This window comes from Nostoc punctiforme PCC 73102 (assembly GCF_000020025.1).
In the GTDB taxonomy this organism is placed as follows: domain Bacteria; phylum Cyanobacteriota; class Cyanobacteriia; order Cyanobacteriales; family Nostocaceae; genus Nostoc; species Nostoc punctiforme.
In genome coordinates this window covers 1,681,197-1,698,117 of sequence record NC_010628.1, presented here as the reverse complement: position 1 = coordinate 1,698,117, position 16,921 = coordinate 1,681,197, and the positions used below count along the sequence as shown (strand labels likewise).

Annotated in this window: 15 protein-coding genes; 4 read left to right on the top strand and 11 right to left on the bottom strand. The window is 39.6% G+C overall.

From position 1 onward, the window contains the following. Window positions 1-47: 47 nt before the first annotated feature. Both NPUN_RS07095 and NPUN_RS07090 read right to left on the bottom strand, forming a co-directional pair. The gene (locus tag NPUN_RS07095) at window positions 48-734 is read right to left on the bottom strand and encodes an HAD family hydrolase (protein ID WP_012408122.1); all 687 of its coding nucleotides are present in this window, start codon (window positions 732-734) and stop codon (window positions 48-50) included. Window positions 735-916: 182 nt separating this feature from the next. Next, complete coding sequence (locus NPUN_RS07090; protein ID WP_234711058.1) at window positions 917-1,723, bottom strand: SprT-like domain-containing protein; 807 nt, start codon at window positions 1,721-1,723, stop codon at window positions 917-919. A gap of 734 nt (window positions 1,724-2,457) precedes the next feature. Between NPUN_RS07090 and NPUN_RS07085 the strand changes: the two genes are divergently transcribed. The 3 genes from NPUN_RS07085 to NPUN_RS07075 all read left to right on the top strand — a co-directional run bounded on the left by NPUN_RS07085 (window position 2,458) and on the right by NPUN_RS07075 (window position 4,106). Then, the gene (locus NPUN_RS07085) at window positions 2,458-3,246 is read left to right on the top strand and encodes a hypothetical protein (protein ID WP_012408120.1); all 789 of its coding nucleotides are present in this window, start codon (window positions 2,458-2,460) and stop codon (window positions 3,244-3,246) included. 343 nt (window positions 3,247-3,589) lie between these two features. Beyond that, window positions 3,590-3,835 carry a hypothetical protein gene (locus NPUN_RS07080; protein WP_012408119.1) on the top strand — a complete coding sequence of 82 codons (246 nt, stop codon included), beginning with the start codon at window positions 3,590-3,592 and terminating at the stop codon, window positions 3,833-3,835. Then, a complete protein-coding gene (locus NPUN_RS07075; RefSeq protein ID WP_012408118.1) occupies window positions 3,816-4,106 on the top strand; it encodes a hypothetical protein in 291 nt (96 codons plus the stop codon). The genes NPUN_RS07080 and NPUN_RS07075 overlap by 20 nt, the downstream gene beginning before the upstream one ends. Before the next feature lie 126 nt (window positions 4,107-4,232). Here the strand turns inward: NPUN_RS07075 and NPUN_RS07070 are convergent, their stop codons facing one another. Beyond that, window positions 4,233-5,492 carry a glycosyltransferase family 4 protein gene (locus tag NPUN_RS07070; RefSeq protein ID WP_041565250.1) on the bottom strand — a complete coding sequence of 420 codons (1,260 nt, stop codon included), beginning with the start codon at window positions 5,490-5,492 and terminating at the stop codon, window positions 4,233-4,235. Window positions 5,493-6,245: 753 nt separating this feature from the next. On the opposite strand from NPUN_RS07070, the gene NPUN_RS07060 reads away from it, so the two are divergent. Then, window positions 6,246-7,916 (top strand): MBL fold metallo-hydrolase, encoded by a 1,671-nt coding sequence (locus NPUN_RS07060; RefSeq protein ID WP_012408116.1) that lies wholly within the window; start codon window positions 6,246-6,248, stop codon window positions 7,914-7,916. Between the two features lie 170 nt (window positions 7,917-8,086). Here the strand turns inward: NPUN_RS07060 and NPUN_RS07055 are convergent, their stop codons facing one another. From NPUN_RS07055 to NPUN_RS07015, 8 genes are all read right to left on the bottom strand, one after another. After that, entirely contained in the window at window positions 8,087-8,398 is a 312-nt protein-coding gene (locus NPUN_RS07055; protein ID WP_012408115.1) for a DUF6679 family protein, read from the bottom strand. Window positions 8,399-9,001: 603 nt separating this feature from the next. After that, window positions 9,002-9,220: a hypothetical protein gene (locus NPUN_RS07045; protein WP_012408114.1), complete on the bottom strand. Its 219-nt coding sequence runs from the start codon at window positions 9,218-9,220 to the stop codon at window positions 9,002-9,004. A gap of 259 nt (window positions 9,221-9,479) precedes the next feature. Next, window positions 9,480-10,289 (bottom strand): Nif3-like dinuclear metal center hexameric protein, encoded by an 810-nt coding sequence (locus tag NPUN_RS07040; protein ID WP_012408113.1) that lies wholly within the window; start codon window positions 10,287-10,289, stop codon window positions 9,480-9,482. Window positions 10,290-10,321: 32 nt separating this feature from the next. Further along, complete coding sequence (locus tag NPUN_RS07035) at window positions 10,322-11,071, bottom strand: hypothetical protein (RefSeq protein WP_012408112.1); 750 nt, start codon at window positions 11,069-11,071, stop codon at window positions 10,322-10,324. 426 nt (window positions 11,072-11,497) lie between these two features. Then, entirely contained in the window at window positions 11,498-11,911 is a 414-nt protein-coding gene (locus NPUN_RS07030) for a secondary thiamine-phosphate synthase enzyme YjbQ (RefSeq protein ID WP_012408111.1), read from the bottom strand. Between the two features lie 223 nt (window positions 11,912-12,134). Continuing rightward, entirely contained in the window at window positions 12,135-14,237 is a 2,103-nt protein-coding gene (locus tag NPUN_RS07025; protein WP_012408110.1) for a GumC family protein, read from the bottom strand. Between the two features lie 213 nt (window positions 14,238-14,450). Beyond that, entirely contained in the window at window positions 14,451-15,044 is a 594-nt protein-coding gene (locus NPUN_RS07020) for a sugar transferase (RefSeq protein ID WP_148220262.1), read from the bottom strand. 701 nt (window positions 15,045-15,745) lie between these two features. Beyond that, on the bottom strand, window positions 15,746-16,897 hold the full coding sequence (locus NPUN_RS07015) for a DegT/DnrJ/EryC1/StrS family aminotransferase (RefSeq protein WP_012408108.1): 1,152 nt from the start codon (window positions 16,895-16,897) through the stop codon (window positions 15,746-15,748). Window positions 16,898-16,921: the final 24 nt, after the last annotated feature.

Genomic DNA, 16,921 nt, shown 5'->3' with positions numbered 1-16,921 from the left:
TCTCCAATTGTAGAAATCAGTTGTTTACTTGACCACTTTTGAAATGATTATGTACTCTTCATTACTTTGGTTGCTAGAGGTGAACTGTCATAGTGGGTTAACAAATCAGATGGGTCATCGTAAATAGCGATCGCATCCTTTAATTGACTATCATCAAAACCACCACAACGAAATGCAATCACGCCAACACCAGCCTTATTTGCAGACTCAACATCGTAGGGTGTATCGCCCAGCATTACAACAGAGGCTGGTTCTATATTCAACTTGCTCAAAGCAGCTTCGACAATATCTGGATCTGGTTTAGAAGCTTCGGCATCACTAGATGTTGTCGCCTCATCCTGACTCAGCAGGTCATCAACTTGTGCAGCTTTCAACAATACCGACAGTTCTTGACTCGTTGCTGAACTGGCAATGATTAGACGTAACCCAACAGACAACATCTTCAATATTAGTTGCCGCGCACCAGTGGCGGGACTCAGATTTGTTGCAAACTTGTTGATAATCAGTTCTTTACGTTTCTCGGCGATTTCCTTACCTTTTCCTTGTCGATCGGAAAGTCCTGGCGCGAACTTAGGAATAATCTGGTCGCCTCCCATACCAATCAATGGTCGGACTTGTTCGAACTTCACCTCATAGCCAAAGGCAGAAAATGCTTCTACCCAAGCTTGAGCATGGGCATCATTACTGAGAACAAGTGTCCCATCTACATCCAAAATTACGCCTTGATATGCCATTGAAAAATTTCTCGATTACTTTAGTGCCTCTACACTACTGAAAAATCGTTGCCATAACCTCTACCTTGGTTGTTACTTCCAATGACAGAATCACGTAAAATCGTGACCTAGGTTTTTTTCCAGAACATTGACAATTCGCTAACAATAAGCATTACACAGACTTTCATTACATCTAAATATATTTACGGTCTTGGGCTAGATGCCAACTTTTTCAGCCATACACATGCTTCTTTGTACAACTTGAACCTGCTTTCATATACACGAAACTCTTTTGTGTGAACCATTCTTCTGCCCTGAACCCACTTTATGCCGTGGTACTTGTGCAGCAATTCGTGATATAAAACGAATTCAGCAACAAACTCCGGTATATTGGCATCGTCAAGAGTCAAACTTATCACCACACGATCTCTAGCTGTCTCATAATGTCCGAACTTACGGTAAGTGTTAATTTGGCTCCATGTAAGGCGTGGTTTGACAAGATTTGCCGCAAAATATTCGTAGTTCAGTTTGTCAAATAAATGATGTAGGTTATAAAATTTACCTTGTGCATTCTCTGCAATTACTTCAGCAATTAAATCAAGTTCTAGTAGTACATCACTGTATTCTGATGAACTGGCAAACGACCTAATAAGTCGTGTACTAGCTTGGCTATTGCCCAAAAGGGCAGATTTGACTACCGCCTGTAAAACCTCTTCTGACGCATTAATAAAACCTTCATTAATCACAATTTTAGCAATGTTACTAGACTTTTTACCCTTGTATAAGAGTACAAGATTAGTGAATGCAATCATTACTTCGACTGACTCCTGATCCTGTTTACTGAGAATTTCTTTAGCGATTTGCCGCACATAATAAGTGCTTCTCAGATGAAGTTGCAGGTTGCATTCATCTGTCAAGAACTTCATCCAGGAGTATATTTGACGGGATGAACTAGTCAGGTTGGCAGGTGTTACTTGCTGCTGGAAGCATATTTTTTCAATTGCTGTCACTATTTTTACTAAACTCTCGGTTATTTGTTGTATGTGAGCAGCGTTTGGGGTTGGAGTTGAAGCTAGATCGGAAATGTTTTGTAAGATAATATTTTGTTGTATTTTGATGTTTTTTATGCTAATACTCTCAATGTTCATCTTATTTGTATAAATCGAATTAGTTAGCAGTTTATCTAATTTAATACATTAAAAAATGAGCCTTCCAGATGGATTGAGTGTACCAAAATTTTGACTCTCCACGAGATGTAGAAAGTCAGATTGACTTGCTCGATATCTGGCTTTTACCCTTGAGTCTTCAAAGGCTAGAAGACAATATTATGGCAACTGGTTGAGCAACTTTTGTAAACTATCTTTGCACCAAGTCAAAGCTATGAAGAGTATTGTGCCTACAATCATTTACAATAATTGCAGACCATAAAATTTCAAACGTGTGTATCGCTTTCCTTACGCATCAAAAGCGACACGAACAACAACTAAATTTTATTGGCAACGCAATAGTCTGTATTCTTATTGCTAATATGTTTAATCCGCGAGGACAAGCCCAAAGGCTTGATTTAACTTTCTGCGAGCGCAGTTTTAGCATTTGGTTTTTAAATCATACAGTTGCCGAAATTTCAGGGTTTATGTACCCTTAAAACCAAGAGATCGCTCCTGAGTATAAATACTCGTCTTGATCGACGAATCACAGAGCAAACTTATGGTTACAGTCACAAAAAGATAACAGTTAACATCCTATGCAGCAGTCCACAAGAGGCAATTACCGGGATTTTTGGCGACAGCTTGTTACGTTGGCTGCAATCTTTGGTGCTTTCGTTATCAACGTACTATCGAACGTTTTTCCGCTCAATGGACTCAGTATAGGGGAAATTTCCAATACTTTTTTTAAAAATGTCCTGATTATCCCTGCCAATTACGCCTTTGCTATCTGGGGGCTAATTTACCTTGGGTTGTTTGCTTTTGGGATATACCAAGCTTTACCTAACCAACGAGATGAGCCTGATTTACGTAAAACAGGTTATCTGTTGGTGATTGCCTGTGTTGCTCAAAGTATCTGGGTATATCTGTTTTTGTCTAGGCTTTTTGCTCTTTCTGTAATTGCAATGCTTTTGATTCTGTTGCCCCTGATTGGTGTTTATGTACAGTTAGAAATTGGCAAATCGCGTGTACCTAGGCTGAAAAAATGGTGTCTTCACTTTCCGATCAGCATTTATCTAGGCTGGATTAGCGTGGCAACCATCGTCAATGTAGCGTGTGCCTTGTATTTTCACGGGTGGAACGGTTGGGGAATTTCTGCTATAACATGGACTCTCATCATGGTATTGATAGCAACAGCAGTTGCAGCAGTTATAGTTATCCAGCGTCGAGACATCGCTTATGCAGGAGTAATACTTTGGGCACTAGTAGCGATCGCACTCAAACACTCTGATAACTCAATACTCAGAAATACCGTGTTTGTTTTGGCAATTGTCCTAGTTTTGACCGCTACGATTAACAGCTTACGCCCCCAACAAGAAAATATTTAACTGCGATGGCGTACCTGCCCACCGTAGGCTCATGCCCCAGGCATATCTTCACATTTCCTCGCTTGTTTTCTGGCAAGCGCTTTCGTCTTTAACAAGTATTTATACGCATAAGGCAAACATTGGCTTGTCTTTGACATTAAGTGAATGTCAATGTATTTTAGTGTAGCGATCGCACCCAGATTGAAATTGTTAAGCTTTCAGTCTTGTTTGGATAATTTTCGATACATTACCGCAAATGCGCTGATACTTTATTTTCCCCTCTTCATAAATTCCGCAAAAACACCGTTACGCTATTTGTACTTGTGATCAAAACTAAGAACATCCAGTTTATTAGGGCGTGTTTATGACCAACCCTGTAACGACGGTTATCCAAGTTAATCTGGAGATGGCTCTAGAGGTAGCTCAAGAATTGGAGCAAGCTCCATACACTCAACTCGGTGCTTATTGTTTGGAGATTTTACGGGAAATAGGATGTCCTGGTACCGAACTCCCAGTTAACTTACAAACTCGCGATCAGCAGTTAAACTTTATCACAGGCTTTGCATCTTATGCTTTTGGGGAGGTACAAAGTGTACAGAGCATTAATTGAAGACATTTTCTACGAACCCGAAGAGACAGAAGAGACAGAAGAGACTACTTTTCCCGCCACAGATAAAGATTTGTTGATTTTAACAGAAAGATTTTTAGCGTTTGAAATTCCTTCAAAGGTTTTCTTACAAGCTATAGCCATTGCTGATTATGACGGTGCTGCTGCTTTCCGCTACGTTGATAGTTATTTGAATACTCTCAAGAATAAGAATAAGCGCAAGCATAAAAAATTACTTGTTTTAGGTGCTTCTACTAAGTTTGATAATAATTGACGTGCTTCTTTACAAGCTAACTAACAACCAATACGATCTAGATCGCATAATTTGTCCGACCGATGCAGAGACGTTGCATTGCAATGTCTCTGCATACATTTGTTACAGACCGATAAGAAAAAACAATTAGAATTTATCTAGAGGCAGATGGGCTTTCCCTAGACAAACTTGTTCATAGCTTTTACCAGCGATATCCCAAGTAAAATCTGTTTCTACCAGATGTCTACCGTTATGAGACAATTCTGCACGCAGATGTGGCCGATCGAAGAGTTGACTAATAGCGGTGATGTACTCCGTTGGCGTATTTGCTCGTAATGCCCGTAATGGATGACTAGTGCCATCTACGGCTAATCCTTCTAAGCCGCGATCGCTAGCTACTATAGGTACACCAGCTGCCATTGCTTCTAAAGTTTTATTTTTAATGCCAAACCCAGTTCGCATGGGTACTACACAGATGGTACATTTATGCAAGTATTCTACCATTGAAGGCACACGCCCAATTACATTAATTCCTGGTTTTTGATCGAGTGCTAAAACTTCTGGCACTGGATGAGAACCGACGATATCGAAAATTGTATCAGGATAAAGTTTTTGGATTGCTGGCAAGACTTCGTTGCTGAAGAAGCAGACAGCATCAATGTTTGCCAAATTATCCATTGCACCGATAAAAATTAAGCGATGTCCTCCTGGATCGGTGCTACGGTTGGGGAAAGAAAGTAAATCTACGCCATTGGGAATAACTGTAATTTCACTATTGGGGTTAAATTCTTGTAGTTGAATTTTATCTTCTTCTGTTGTCGCTACAATTGCCGAAAACTTACCACAGTAGCTTTGCTCATAACGCCGCAGAAGCGGTAGATTAATTTTGTCTCTCAGGGAATTTTCTGAAATGCCTGTTGTTAGTTGGTTGCGACAGGTAGCGTAAACAGAACTATGAACATTCACTATGGTTTTTAGCTGTTTCTGAAAATGCGTTGGCGTAGCCCGTCGTAGACATCGCACATAAATTTCATTGACGCTATGTTCGCAGGTAATTACATCACATTTCCCTGCTTCTACCCAGTTATCAACCCATGTTTGCATCTCAGCTGAGTAGCGGTTAAGTACGCTTGGTGGTGTCCCTTGTTGCAAAAATTGACCAAATCGCTGTATTTTCTTCAATATTCCTGTGGTTCCAGAATCTGAAGGGCGTTCAAAAATGGCTAGATGATCGACACAATTGCGTAATTCTGCTACTTCAGCGTCGGTAACATCGCCCTCGCGTTGAGTAGCGAGGGTAACAGTATGGCGTTGACTCAGGTATTTAAGTAAATGAAATGTCCTGACTTGGGTTCCCCCGCGCGTTGGTGGGTAGGGAAAGGTAGATGATAGCATTAAGATGTTCATATAAGTCATGAATCAAATGTGATATGTACACCATGACCTCATTAGAGGCTGTATGTCATCATTTGATTTACAGTAGCTTTCAAATCAATAGACAATGCGTACACCTCTCTTTAAATCAAGAACTACGCCGGAAACAGTGAAAATTTTAGTTTAAATCAGATGGATGGACAGGTGAACCGAAAAGTTCTACAATCTGACTGATTGTGGTAAAGTTGCCTATTGCCCAATCCACATAAGCATAGTAAAGATTTTCTAGCGATCCGGTTTGATTGCGGAAGCACTAAATTAATATAAGAAAGTCTTGAGTAAGGGGCAGCAAACGAATGGATGTAAAGCTGATTCTAGCTGGATTAACAGTTATCTTCACGCTTTCGTGCTTATTCTTTGGTACGAAAAACGGATTCTATGATTCAGATAACTATCACGGCAATGGTTCCGCACATTGAAATAAATCTGTAGAGGCTTGGGCGACTTTCCGTAGGGTGAGTTTGCTAACAGCGCTCAGAAGTTGCAAAGGTAAAACACACAAGAGGCAAACTCCTTTAGCTCCTAGTTTGATGGCTTTTCGTTAGCCCACCTTTCCGAACCAGTGCGGGTTCGGCTGAGGCGTCCTCCCCAATCAAAAATCTGTATTCTCAGGGTGTAGGGGCGCACGCGAAAACTTACCCCTAAGTCACAAAACCAAAACTTGTGTAACGTAACTTTTGGCTTTTGGGATATGTCCATGATGATGAGGTTGGAGGGGAGGACATTATGAGGGATAATCTGTCGGCATCTTCTGGCGTAGATGCTGCGGAAGTAGGTACTGAATTAGAATGTTTGCCCTATAGTGTCCAGCATCACGATGAGGGCGTGTGTTTATTGGTAAAGATGGGGCCACACCGCATTCTGTTAGACTGTGGTATGGAAGATATTTCATCGCTGGCTAAGGGGCTTACTAAGTCGGAACGTGGATCTAGTTCGCCCCTACCAGCAGATTTAGTTTTGATTAGTCACGCCCACCCAGATCATTCCAGAGGCTTGCTGGCACTACATAAAGCTTATCCCAAGTTACCTATCTATGGTAGCGAAGTAACCAGCAAGTTACTGCCACTGAATTGGCTAGATCAAGATGCTGAGGAAATTTCCAAATTTTGTCATGCTTTGCCGTTGCGATCGCCTGTGGAATTTCAAGATGGTTTAGTAGCAGAATTATTTCCAGCCGGGCATCTACCAGGGGCAGTGGCCATTCTTCTTACCTACACCACCAAGCAGCGTACTTACAAATTACTATATACAGGGGATTTTTTCTTATCAAATTCCCGGTTGGTAGAAGGTTTGCGTTTAGAAGAATTGCGGGGCTTAGACTTGGATGTGCTGATCATTGAAGGCAGTTATGGCACATCCCGTCATCCTCACCGCCGCAACCAGGAAAATCAACTAGCAGAGCGAATTAATCGGGCGATCGCTGACCATTGTTCTGTAATCCTTCCCACTCCTGCTTTAGGATTGGGTCAAGAGATGCTAATGCTGTTACGCTCTCATCACCACTTCACCGGAAGAGATTTAGATATCTGGGTGGATGGTGCTGTCGCTACTGGCTGCGATGCTTACCTAGAACTGTTACCCCACCTCCCCCCATCTGTGCAAAACTTCGCCCGCCATCAACCCTTATTTTGGGATGAACGGGTACGTCCCCGCGTGCGTCGTTTACAAGCAGAACATCGTCCCACAGTGGGCAAGTCGCCTTGTATAGTCCTCACCGACTCTACATCTGATTTAGGCAAACACTGCCAACTAGACACCGGTCCTTGGCTGATCCTTCTTCCAGAAAAAATTGATATAAAAGTTAATAAAGAATATTTGGCACCCACCACTGTTGAAAGCTATCTCTTAGCGCAACATAGTGATGGCCCTGGTACTACGCAGCTAATTCATAATTTGCGACCCCAGCACGTCATTTTTGTCCACGGTTCTCCTGCTTACTTAGCAGACCTGACTAGCTTGGAAGAGTTGCAAAACCGCTACCATGTACATTCTCCGGCGGCTAACACCTTAGTAGAATTGCCTATCGGCGACACATTCTTACAACCAGCAGCACCAGAGACTAACTACGAAGGCGAACTGACAGAGTTGGGAACAGTAATCACAATTACCCTACCCAATATGATTACTGCCGATCCGCGTTGGCGGCAATTTGCCGATACTGGTTTAATCGAAGCTCGTTGGCAAGGGGAAGAACTAGTCTTAAGGGGATTGTCTCAACGAGAACTTCTTAGCCAAAATAGCGATCGCTATACATGGACGGATGTTGACTGTTGTGGTACTTGCCGACATCAAAGAGGACAGAGGTGTTGGAACCCAGCTTCGCCGTTGTATAACTTTAAGGTAACTCTTGAAGGTTACTGTCCTGCTTTTGAAGGTTTATCTAGTGCTGAGTCCTGAGTTAGGATTTATGACTTAGAACTCGGCACTAGGCAAAGCCAGTGGCTTTTCCCTTGACGCTAGGCTCTCCCTTTGGGGTAAGTGGAGAGCCTAGCGAATCAGCTGGCAGAATCAGAAACCAGTTACCTCCAACGAGAAACCTGTTTTTAGTACTGGCTCCTCAACACTGATTATTCTGGATTCGAGTCAGTGTAACGGTTGTGGATGCGTTCGGCTTCGGGACAGTCTTCAGTCATCAGAGGTTCCACATTTCCACGTGGCACTGAAGCCAGTTTTTGCGTTACAGCACCAATGCTCTCAAGGCGAACCATTTCTTCCCAAGAACAAACTTCGTCCTCTTCTTCTGTTTCATAGCGTAGGGTCACTAAATCTCCCTCTATGTCGATGATGCGGGCGCGTTCAATCCAGCGTTGCTGGTCCCGCAAGAAAACACATACCTCGCGCCCATCGCAACAGAGTTGATAAATCTTGCGGTGTAGCATGTACTGTTTCTGCCTTTTTAAACAACGTAGTTAAACCTGTCAAAATCTGGGTTCTACCCCATTACATTACACCTTTGGGAGGTTAATTTCACCGTTGAGAACAAGTACGCTTTATCACTCAATGCCAAAATTTGCCTGTAGTTGTCAAAATATTGGGAAATATTGGGCAATAAATCATGAGTTCCTTTGGTAATGAATTCAATCTCCTTTCAGCTTATTCTAAGGAACGTCTGCTTCATAGAAGTCAAACAATTCGGAATCTGTCCTAATCAGGTTCATATTTCTTGGTGAGTCATTCTTACCATTATGTAATAAATAATACTCCAAAACAATCGTTGATTGCGGTTGTTTAATCTGCCTACTTTTATTCATTGGCATTGCTGGGAAGTCCGGGGACTCGGCTTTACTTTTACCCACTTGTATCTGATCTTAACTCATTCTCTTGCTGACCTTGATGGTTTTCAGCAACAACACCCAAAGAGTTTTGAATTTTTAAGGTTTTTTGCCTGATGATGGGTAAGAGAAGGGCAAGAGAATGGAATAACGAGTGAGCATAAATACTTGCAACAAGCTTTTCTCGGGTCCTCTGGTTCTTTTAGAGGATCAGGAAGATTTATGTGGTAGGGGAAATTCTATAAGCAAGTTCGATGAGGATGCTTCCCGTTTAATTTTACCTGCATGAACTGCGTCATATAGGGCTGCAAGGTCTGGCAAATCCTCTGACTGATAGCATTTAGTAGCTAGCACTTGCTTGAGTAAACCCTCAGATTCAACACTAAGATATCCAGTTTGGAAAGCAGATTCAACGATTGTGCGAATCATCTTGGTTAGGACAGAGTAAACAATTTGTTATATCAAGTGTGGAACATTTTCTTCTGCGACTAGTTGATATGGAACATTAACATCATGTGATTATAGTTACACGCAATTAGTGATCTGTATCACAAAAATAGTATTAAATATAAGATTTAGATGGGACTAGTCCGGATATACGGTGAAATTTTAATACAAATATATTCGGCATTAATCTTGGTAGGCTAAATAGTTTGACAATATCAAAAATATAGCGAAACATAAGCAATCAAGCAAAAAACTGGCGGAAATCTTCATCCTTTTGGCTTAATTGCACCCAGTCTAAGTTTAGGGACTGGAATTTTTGCACCAAGCGATCGCAAGCTGGACGTTCGGTAGCATAATGTCCCGCATCTATTAAAATAAGATTGCGTTGGCGCAGCCCGCCGTAGGCATCTCGGCTTTCTTGAAACTGATGAAACTTACAGTCAGAAGTCAGATAAGCCTGGGCACCAGTTTTGGCGACGGCTGAAATGTAACCAGCCCCCGAACCACCCAAAACAGCAACTCGTGAAATTATTTGCTGTAAGTCAGTAGTTGGGGAAAAAATCAAATTAGGGGGAGCAAGTCGGGTTTGAATAGCTGCGAGTAATTCCTGTAGTGTCAAAAATGGCTCTAACAAACCAACACGACCATATCCCAATCCTGCTTGTGTTGGTACTATGGGAGTAACTTCCTTGAGTTCTAAAATTTGAGCTAATACATCAGCTGTACCATCCTGCACTTGGTCGAAATTGGTGTGAGCGCTGTAAATACCAATATTGTGGGTAAAAGCTAACCGTACCATTTCTGCGATCGCTTCACCAGTGCGTAAAGATTTGAGAGGATTAAAAATCAAGGGATGATGGGCGAATATCAGATTAGCATTTTCTGCGATCGCTTCTTCCATTACTGCCAAAGTCGGTGTCAAACATACCAAAACCCGTGCTTTTTCCTGCAAAACTCCTGGTTCAATCTGCCAACCGCAATTATCCCAGCTTTCACACCAAGCGGGATTTGCCCACGCTTCAAACCAAGTAATTAAATCAACAATTTTCATAATTATTTTCTTCAGCAATTTTTAATTGCTAATCAATGTTTCTGTGGTTGAATATTTAATTTTAATGCTAATTGCTGGCGCATTTCTTGGAAAGGTTTGTTCCATACTGGGCTTGCATTCCAGTTCCACACTGCTACTGGGATAAGTTGCTCCTCAGCTAGATAAGTGAGTAGACGATATTCGTCTTCTGGTTCACGAGAAAAAGTGAAGGGATTCCGGTAGCCTGTATCACATAGTTTATAAGATACGACCTGACCATGATTAATCCTTTGTACAAGTTCCTTACCTTTGGCGAGTAAGTAATCCAAAAAAACTAGACTAAAAGGCTCTATGTATGCGCGTTTTTGTGGTTCTTTTTGTACCCACCTCGCCCACTCAAACCCATACATAAAATCGTGAACATAACGAAAGCGAATTTCTGTTTTAGTTCCGAACATTTCTACCAGAGAAACCATCTTTTCACCAAAAATTTTGAGAAAAGGAATAGCGCCCTCATTTGCTGCTAAAGCCTGCCTAAGCATACTACTAACTAGAAAATCAAAATCCCAAAATATATTTTCTGGGAAGTTTTGTAACTGGGTACAGACTATGACTTCGAGAGTTTCCTGAAGATTTGTAAGAAGTTCAATATCGGTGTTTTGCTCAGTAATTAAGTTTTCCAACTCAGCAAAGCTGGTAATTAATTTCTTTTGGGGATTAAGTGATAATAAATTAATAGACTGTTGGGCAAGGATTTCATCAATATATTGGAAAGTATGAGTTGGTGTCAGTTCTTGCTTCATAGTAATTGAAATAACCCAAACAGCTTATACTAACTATTAGTGTATATCGAAATTAAGTAAATTATTAAATAAGTCAAAATAAACTTAACTTTTGAGTTTACAAAATGACAATAATTGTTTAATATGATATGTCTAATTAATTTCGTATCAATAATTTTCATTGCAAAGTTATAGGATTATTATTTAATTTTTGAAAAACTAGGTATGTAGGGGGTGTATTAGAGCAGAGTTCATAACCCACCATTATCGAGGGTTGGGTGCGTTACTACGTATTTTTTCAGAAATCAAACTGGATTCCTGTATCACGGCGAAATTTGTTTAATGTATATTACCACGAGTTTATGAAATTATATCCAAAGGGTAGGCAGACTAACCAGAGTATTTAAACTTTACAAAACTCAAGCTGGAATCAAACTGGAAAATCAGCTATCCAGAAATGTGGATAACCAATTCTCTTAAATGACTGTGCTGGCGATGTTCCCAAATATAAATTCCCTGCCAAGTTCCCAGTACTAAATGACCTCGATTAATAGGGATATTTTCAGAAGTGTGGGTAAGTGCAGTACGAATGTGTGCTGGCATATCATCGGGGCCTTCTGCATCGTGGATATATTTGCCTGATTCTGGGACAAGTTTTGCCATAAAATTCGCTAAATCCACAAGAACATCAGGATCGGCATTTTCTTGAATAACTAAACTAGCTGAAGTGTGGCGCAAAAATAAAGTACAAAGACCAGTTTCAATCCCCGATTCTGTGACTGCGGCTTCAATTTTAGCGGTGATGTTGTAAAAAGATTTGGCAGTAGTGGAAATTTTGAGTAACTTTTGGTAGTGAGTCATCTGTAATTTGATTGATTATTTACTAATAACCTTTGATTTTTTAGTTTGGATGATTTACCTCACCATATAGCTAAAAATTTATAGCGGTTATTGTTTAGATGCAATACGCATTGGACGCACACATCTGTTCTTTGTGTCAACTTAAACTCCGATGAAGGTCATTTGCACGCCAGTTGCACATAGGCGATAACCCCTTATCTACAAGAATACCGCACTTACTTGGCTATACAACTGCGTTGACAACTTGTCCAAGAACATTCTGACCAGATTTTTCTAAAATTTCACAAGCAACAGCAGCCTGAACAGAATCAACTACCCCAGGACGAACTACCAACAAAACGCCATCAGTCATTTGACCTAAAGTAGCTGCATCAGCTGCGACATTTAATGAAGGAGCGTCAATAATTACGAAATCATAGTTGATAGCAAAATTTTGAATCAAAGAATCCATACATTTTGAATCAAGCAGAGATGCTGGAGAAGGTCGTACTAGTCCAGCAGTTAGGACATCCAAATTATTCATCACTGTTTTGATAACAGTACTGATTTTGGCTTCTTCAAGAATCAGATTACTAAGACCTTGATTATTATTTAATTCCCAAATTTGATGTTGAACTGGACGATGCAAATTCCCATCTATCAGTAAGACTTGATGGTCCATCTGTGCCATTACTATTGCTAAATTAGCTGCTACTGTTGATTTACCTTCTCTGGGCACAGAACTAGTGACAACAATAACTTTTAACTGTTTATCACCACCTTTTAACTTCAAATTTGTCCGCAACATCCGATAAGCTTCAATAATTTGAGAGGGATAAGTACCTTTGACAACAAGCTTTGAGGTAGATAAGTCTATCTGTTCGTCGCTTACATAAGATTTTTGATGCTTGCTAAAGGTAGGAATTACACCTAGTAAAGGAAACCCTATTAATTGCTTTGCTTCATCAACAGTCTTGATGGATTTATCTCTTATTTCCAGAATATATATAGTCGCCAAGGTCGCTAAAACAGCAAGTAAACCTGAACTAAAGTACGAAAGCATATTAGAAGAAATAGGCTGGTCAGGGATTTCGGCTTCAGCTATCAAACTGGCATTACCGACGTTTTGATTTTCTGCAATTTGGCTCTCTTGCAATTTTTGTAACAAAAGTGTATATGTAGATTGTGATGCTTGTACTTTGCGTTCCAGCTGGCGCTGTTGTTGTTCTAATCTGGGCAAAGTTTTCAGTTTTTCTTTGTAGACTGCTTGTAATTTGGATAAAGCTGCGGCTTGGCTAACTAATCCCAGGCGAGTTGACTCTAACCTGAGCATTTCTCCAGTTAGTTGTTGTTGCAGTGCCCCAATCTGCAAATTACCATTCCATTGTATTTCATTTGTCCCTACAACCTGTGTTACTCGTTGTTGGATTATATTTTTTAAGGCTTTTAACTTATATTTTAAGTTAATAATTTCAGGATGAGATTCCTGCAAAACAGTTCGCCTCAATGCAAGTTGAGACTCTAACTGCTGGACTTCTTTGAGAATATCTTGTAACCCAGGAGATTGGCTCAGAGAAGTCTGAGCTAACGCCTGTTTTGAATTCATATTCAACTGCTTGCGGATATCTTGAGACTGGGCATTGACATTGGCAATTTGAGATTGAACCTGGCTAAATTGCTTTTGTAGTTCTGTAATTACGTCTAGCGATTTAGTTGCTTCTTCTTGCAGAGAAACAACTTTATTCATATCTTGAAAACTCGCTAATTCGCTTTCTGCATTTCTGACAATTAATTCAGATTTTGGCAACTCCTTTTGAAGAAATTTACGGGCTGCAGCAGCCTCTTTCCTGCGTGAAGAGACGTTATATTCTAAATAAATATTCATCACTGAATTAACCACTTTTGCAGATTTCTCAGGGTCAATATCTTTATAGGAAACTTCTAAAATATCAGATCCTTTAATATCTTTAACAGTTAACTTTTTCAGTAACTCTTTGGGTTTTAAAGCTTCACCTTGTTCGTTTGTTAAAATAAGTTTGTCTATAGTTTTTTGCACAAGAGGTACAGAGCGAATAATCTCTGCTTCTGTATTTAGAGGGTTAGTTTTCTGATCCTGTGCTACTGCTTCTAAATTACCTATCCCTGCTCCCACTCCCGTCAAGGAAGAGATAGTATTTGTCCTTTGAAATAGTAGCTTGCCTTCTGCCTCATAAGCAGGTTTTTTTAAAGATGAAGTCAGCACCAAAAACAGAAAAGCTGGGATAAAGACAGCTAAACTTGGCCTCCACCGACGCTTCAATATTTGCCAATATTTATCAAATGCAAAAAAAACTATTTGTGATTCCATAAATTATTTTTAAAGGCTGAATAAGCTTAGCTTAGTATAATAATTTAAAATTAAATTTGTGATCTTAATAGTAATTAAGAATAGTAATTTAGCTCCTACCTTCATAGGTATCTTTGTTTCAGGCAGAGATCTAAATTACTATCTAAAGCAGAATGACGAATTCCTGTCGTCTTGGTAAGGCATAGCAGATTACAGATTTTTAAAAGTCATATTCTATATTCCAATCACCTTTTGTAATGTTTTCAGGATAATGAGTAGAGCAAAACCTAAGTTATCTTGACCAAGGTACTGCATATTTAATTCTAATTTTTGAGGCATTATTTCGTTGATATAGACATATTCAGGGTTAGCAGTATCTTTTAGTAATTCACTTTCATTTCGGAATTTAATTGAAGCTGGATCCGTAATACCCGGAAGTACATCTAAAACTCGACGTTGTTCAGCCGTATAATATGCTACATATCTTGGAACTTCAGGACGAGGGCCAACTAAACTCATTTCCCCTTTTACAACGTTGAATAATTGTGGTAATTCATCTAGCTTATATTTTCTTAAAAACTGTCCACTTCGGGTAATACGGCTATCTTTAGCTACTGTAATTTGTTTTCCTCTGCTTTCGGCATCAGCCACCATAGTACGGAATTTGTAAATACTAAATTCACGTCCAAAGCGTCCAATGCGAATTTGTCGAAATAACACATTTCCTGGAGAATCAAGTTTGATCCATATTGCTATTGTGAAAAATAGGGGTGACAGGATCAAAATACCAATTAGAGCAAAAAGTAAGTCAAAAATTCGTTTAGCCATGATTAACATCAATTAAAAATGCGTAAGTTAGTTTATTTTTGTATGGACAAATATTTATTAAGTATTTGTAAATAAATAATCAAAATATTCAATTTTTTAAATAGCCAGATCAGCTAACTGCCAACGTATAGCCTTTTTTAAGCAACTGAGATGAAGCTGTAGAGCGCCAGATTGGGAAACGCTATAAATGCAGCAACATTTAAGTTATTTATCAGTACTAATTCGAAGTTAGATAATTTTATGATGGAGTGATCTCTGGTAATTTTTTCCAGTTATTTGATTTAACTGATTGAAAATAAAAAACTGAATGTTGCAAAATCATCATTACATTCAAGACAAAAAATGCTCCTATTAAAACAGCGCAAAGGACTATGTACAGTTTTCTACTAGGTTAATTTTTTTACTTTAATGTGTAGTTGTTTTTACTATTTTATAGCTATATGAGTTATTTTTTAACTTTTTTTGTGTTAAATACATCAACTCTTCATAAAAATGTGCCTTTTGTGAGTGCAATTTTATAGAAAAATTTAGTATAATCTGCGGCGCAATATGCTACTGTAATAGCACTATTTTTTTGTTTTTACCTGAACAGCAGTTTTAAGAATGAATATTGAAACACAAAAATATTAAGACAAAAGCTGTTTACTTAGTCTTGAGATTATTTTTAAATTAAACTGTTTCAGAATGTGTTGCTTAAAGGCTCAAGTCAAAGTTTTGTTGATGATTTCAATGATATGAGTTTGATCTGCCTCAGTCATTTTTGTGTAGATTGGTAGGCTTACTATCCGTTCAGAAGCATAGGATGCTTGAGGAAAATCTTCTAAGCAGAGATTGTAAGTGTCGCGCCAGTAGGGATGCAAGTGTAAAGGAATATAGTGAACGCTACAACCAATCCCTTTAGCAGCCAATTGCTCAATAAAGTTATTGCGACTAACTTGTACAGAATCGGCTAAACGAATTACATATAGATGCCAAGAGTGAATATCTCCATCAGCAGGTAATGCTGGCAGATGTAAAGGTAAGTCGCTTAGTTCTATATTGTATCGATTAGCGATCGCAGCTCGTTGTTGCTGTAGTGTCTTGGCTTTCTTCAATTGATGGATACCAAGAGAAGCCGCGACATCTGTCATATTATATTTGAAGCCTGGTGCAACTACCTCGTAATACCATGAGGGTTTAGTTGAGGTATAGCGATCGAAAGCATCTCGATTGATGCCATGTAAGCGCATAGTTCGGCATCTTTGAGCTATTTCCGGGTTACGGGTTACTAGCATACCCCCTTCACCTGTAGCAATGGTTTTGGTTGCATAAAAGCTATAGACGGTGACATCACTATCTAAGCTACCAATCAACTTACCCTGATAGGTTGTCGGGATAGCATGGGCAGCATCTTCAACTACTTTCAATTGATGCTTTTGGGCAATTGTTAAAATTGATTGCATATCACAAGCAAGTCCACCAAAATGGACAGGCATGATGGCTTTAGTGCGGGGAGTAATAGCAGCCTCAATTTTGCTAGCATCAATGTTGAGAGTAGCTAAATTAATATCAACAAAGACTGGATTGGCTCCTAAGTAACGAATCACTTCTGCTGTAGCCGTGAAGGTGTGGACTGTGGTAATTACTTCATCTCCGGGACCAATTCCCAATGCTTCCAGAGCGAGATGTAACCCTGATGTGGCAGAATTAACTGCGATCGCTTCTACTCCAGAACCAATGAAATCTGCAAAATATTGCTCAAAACGTTTGGTCTTAGGTCCTGTAGTCAACCAACCAGATCGTAAAGAATCAACAACCTCACTAATTTCTTCTTCTCCAATATCAGGTAAAGCGAAAGGGATGAATTCTGGCATAGGATGTAGTAATTAAAATTAGCA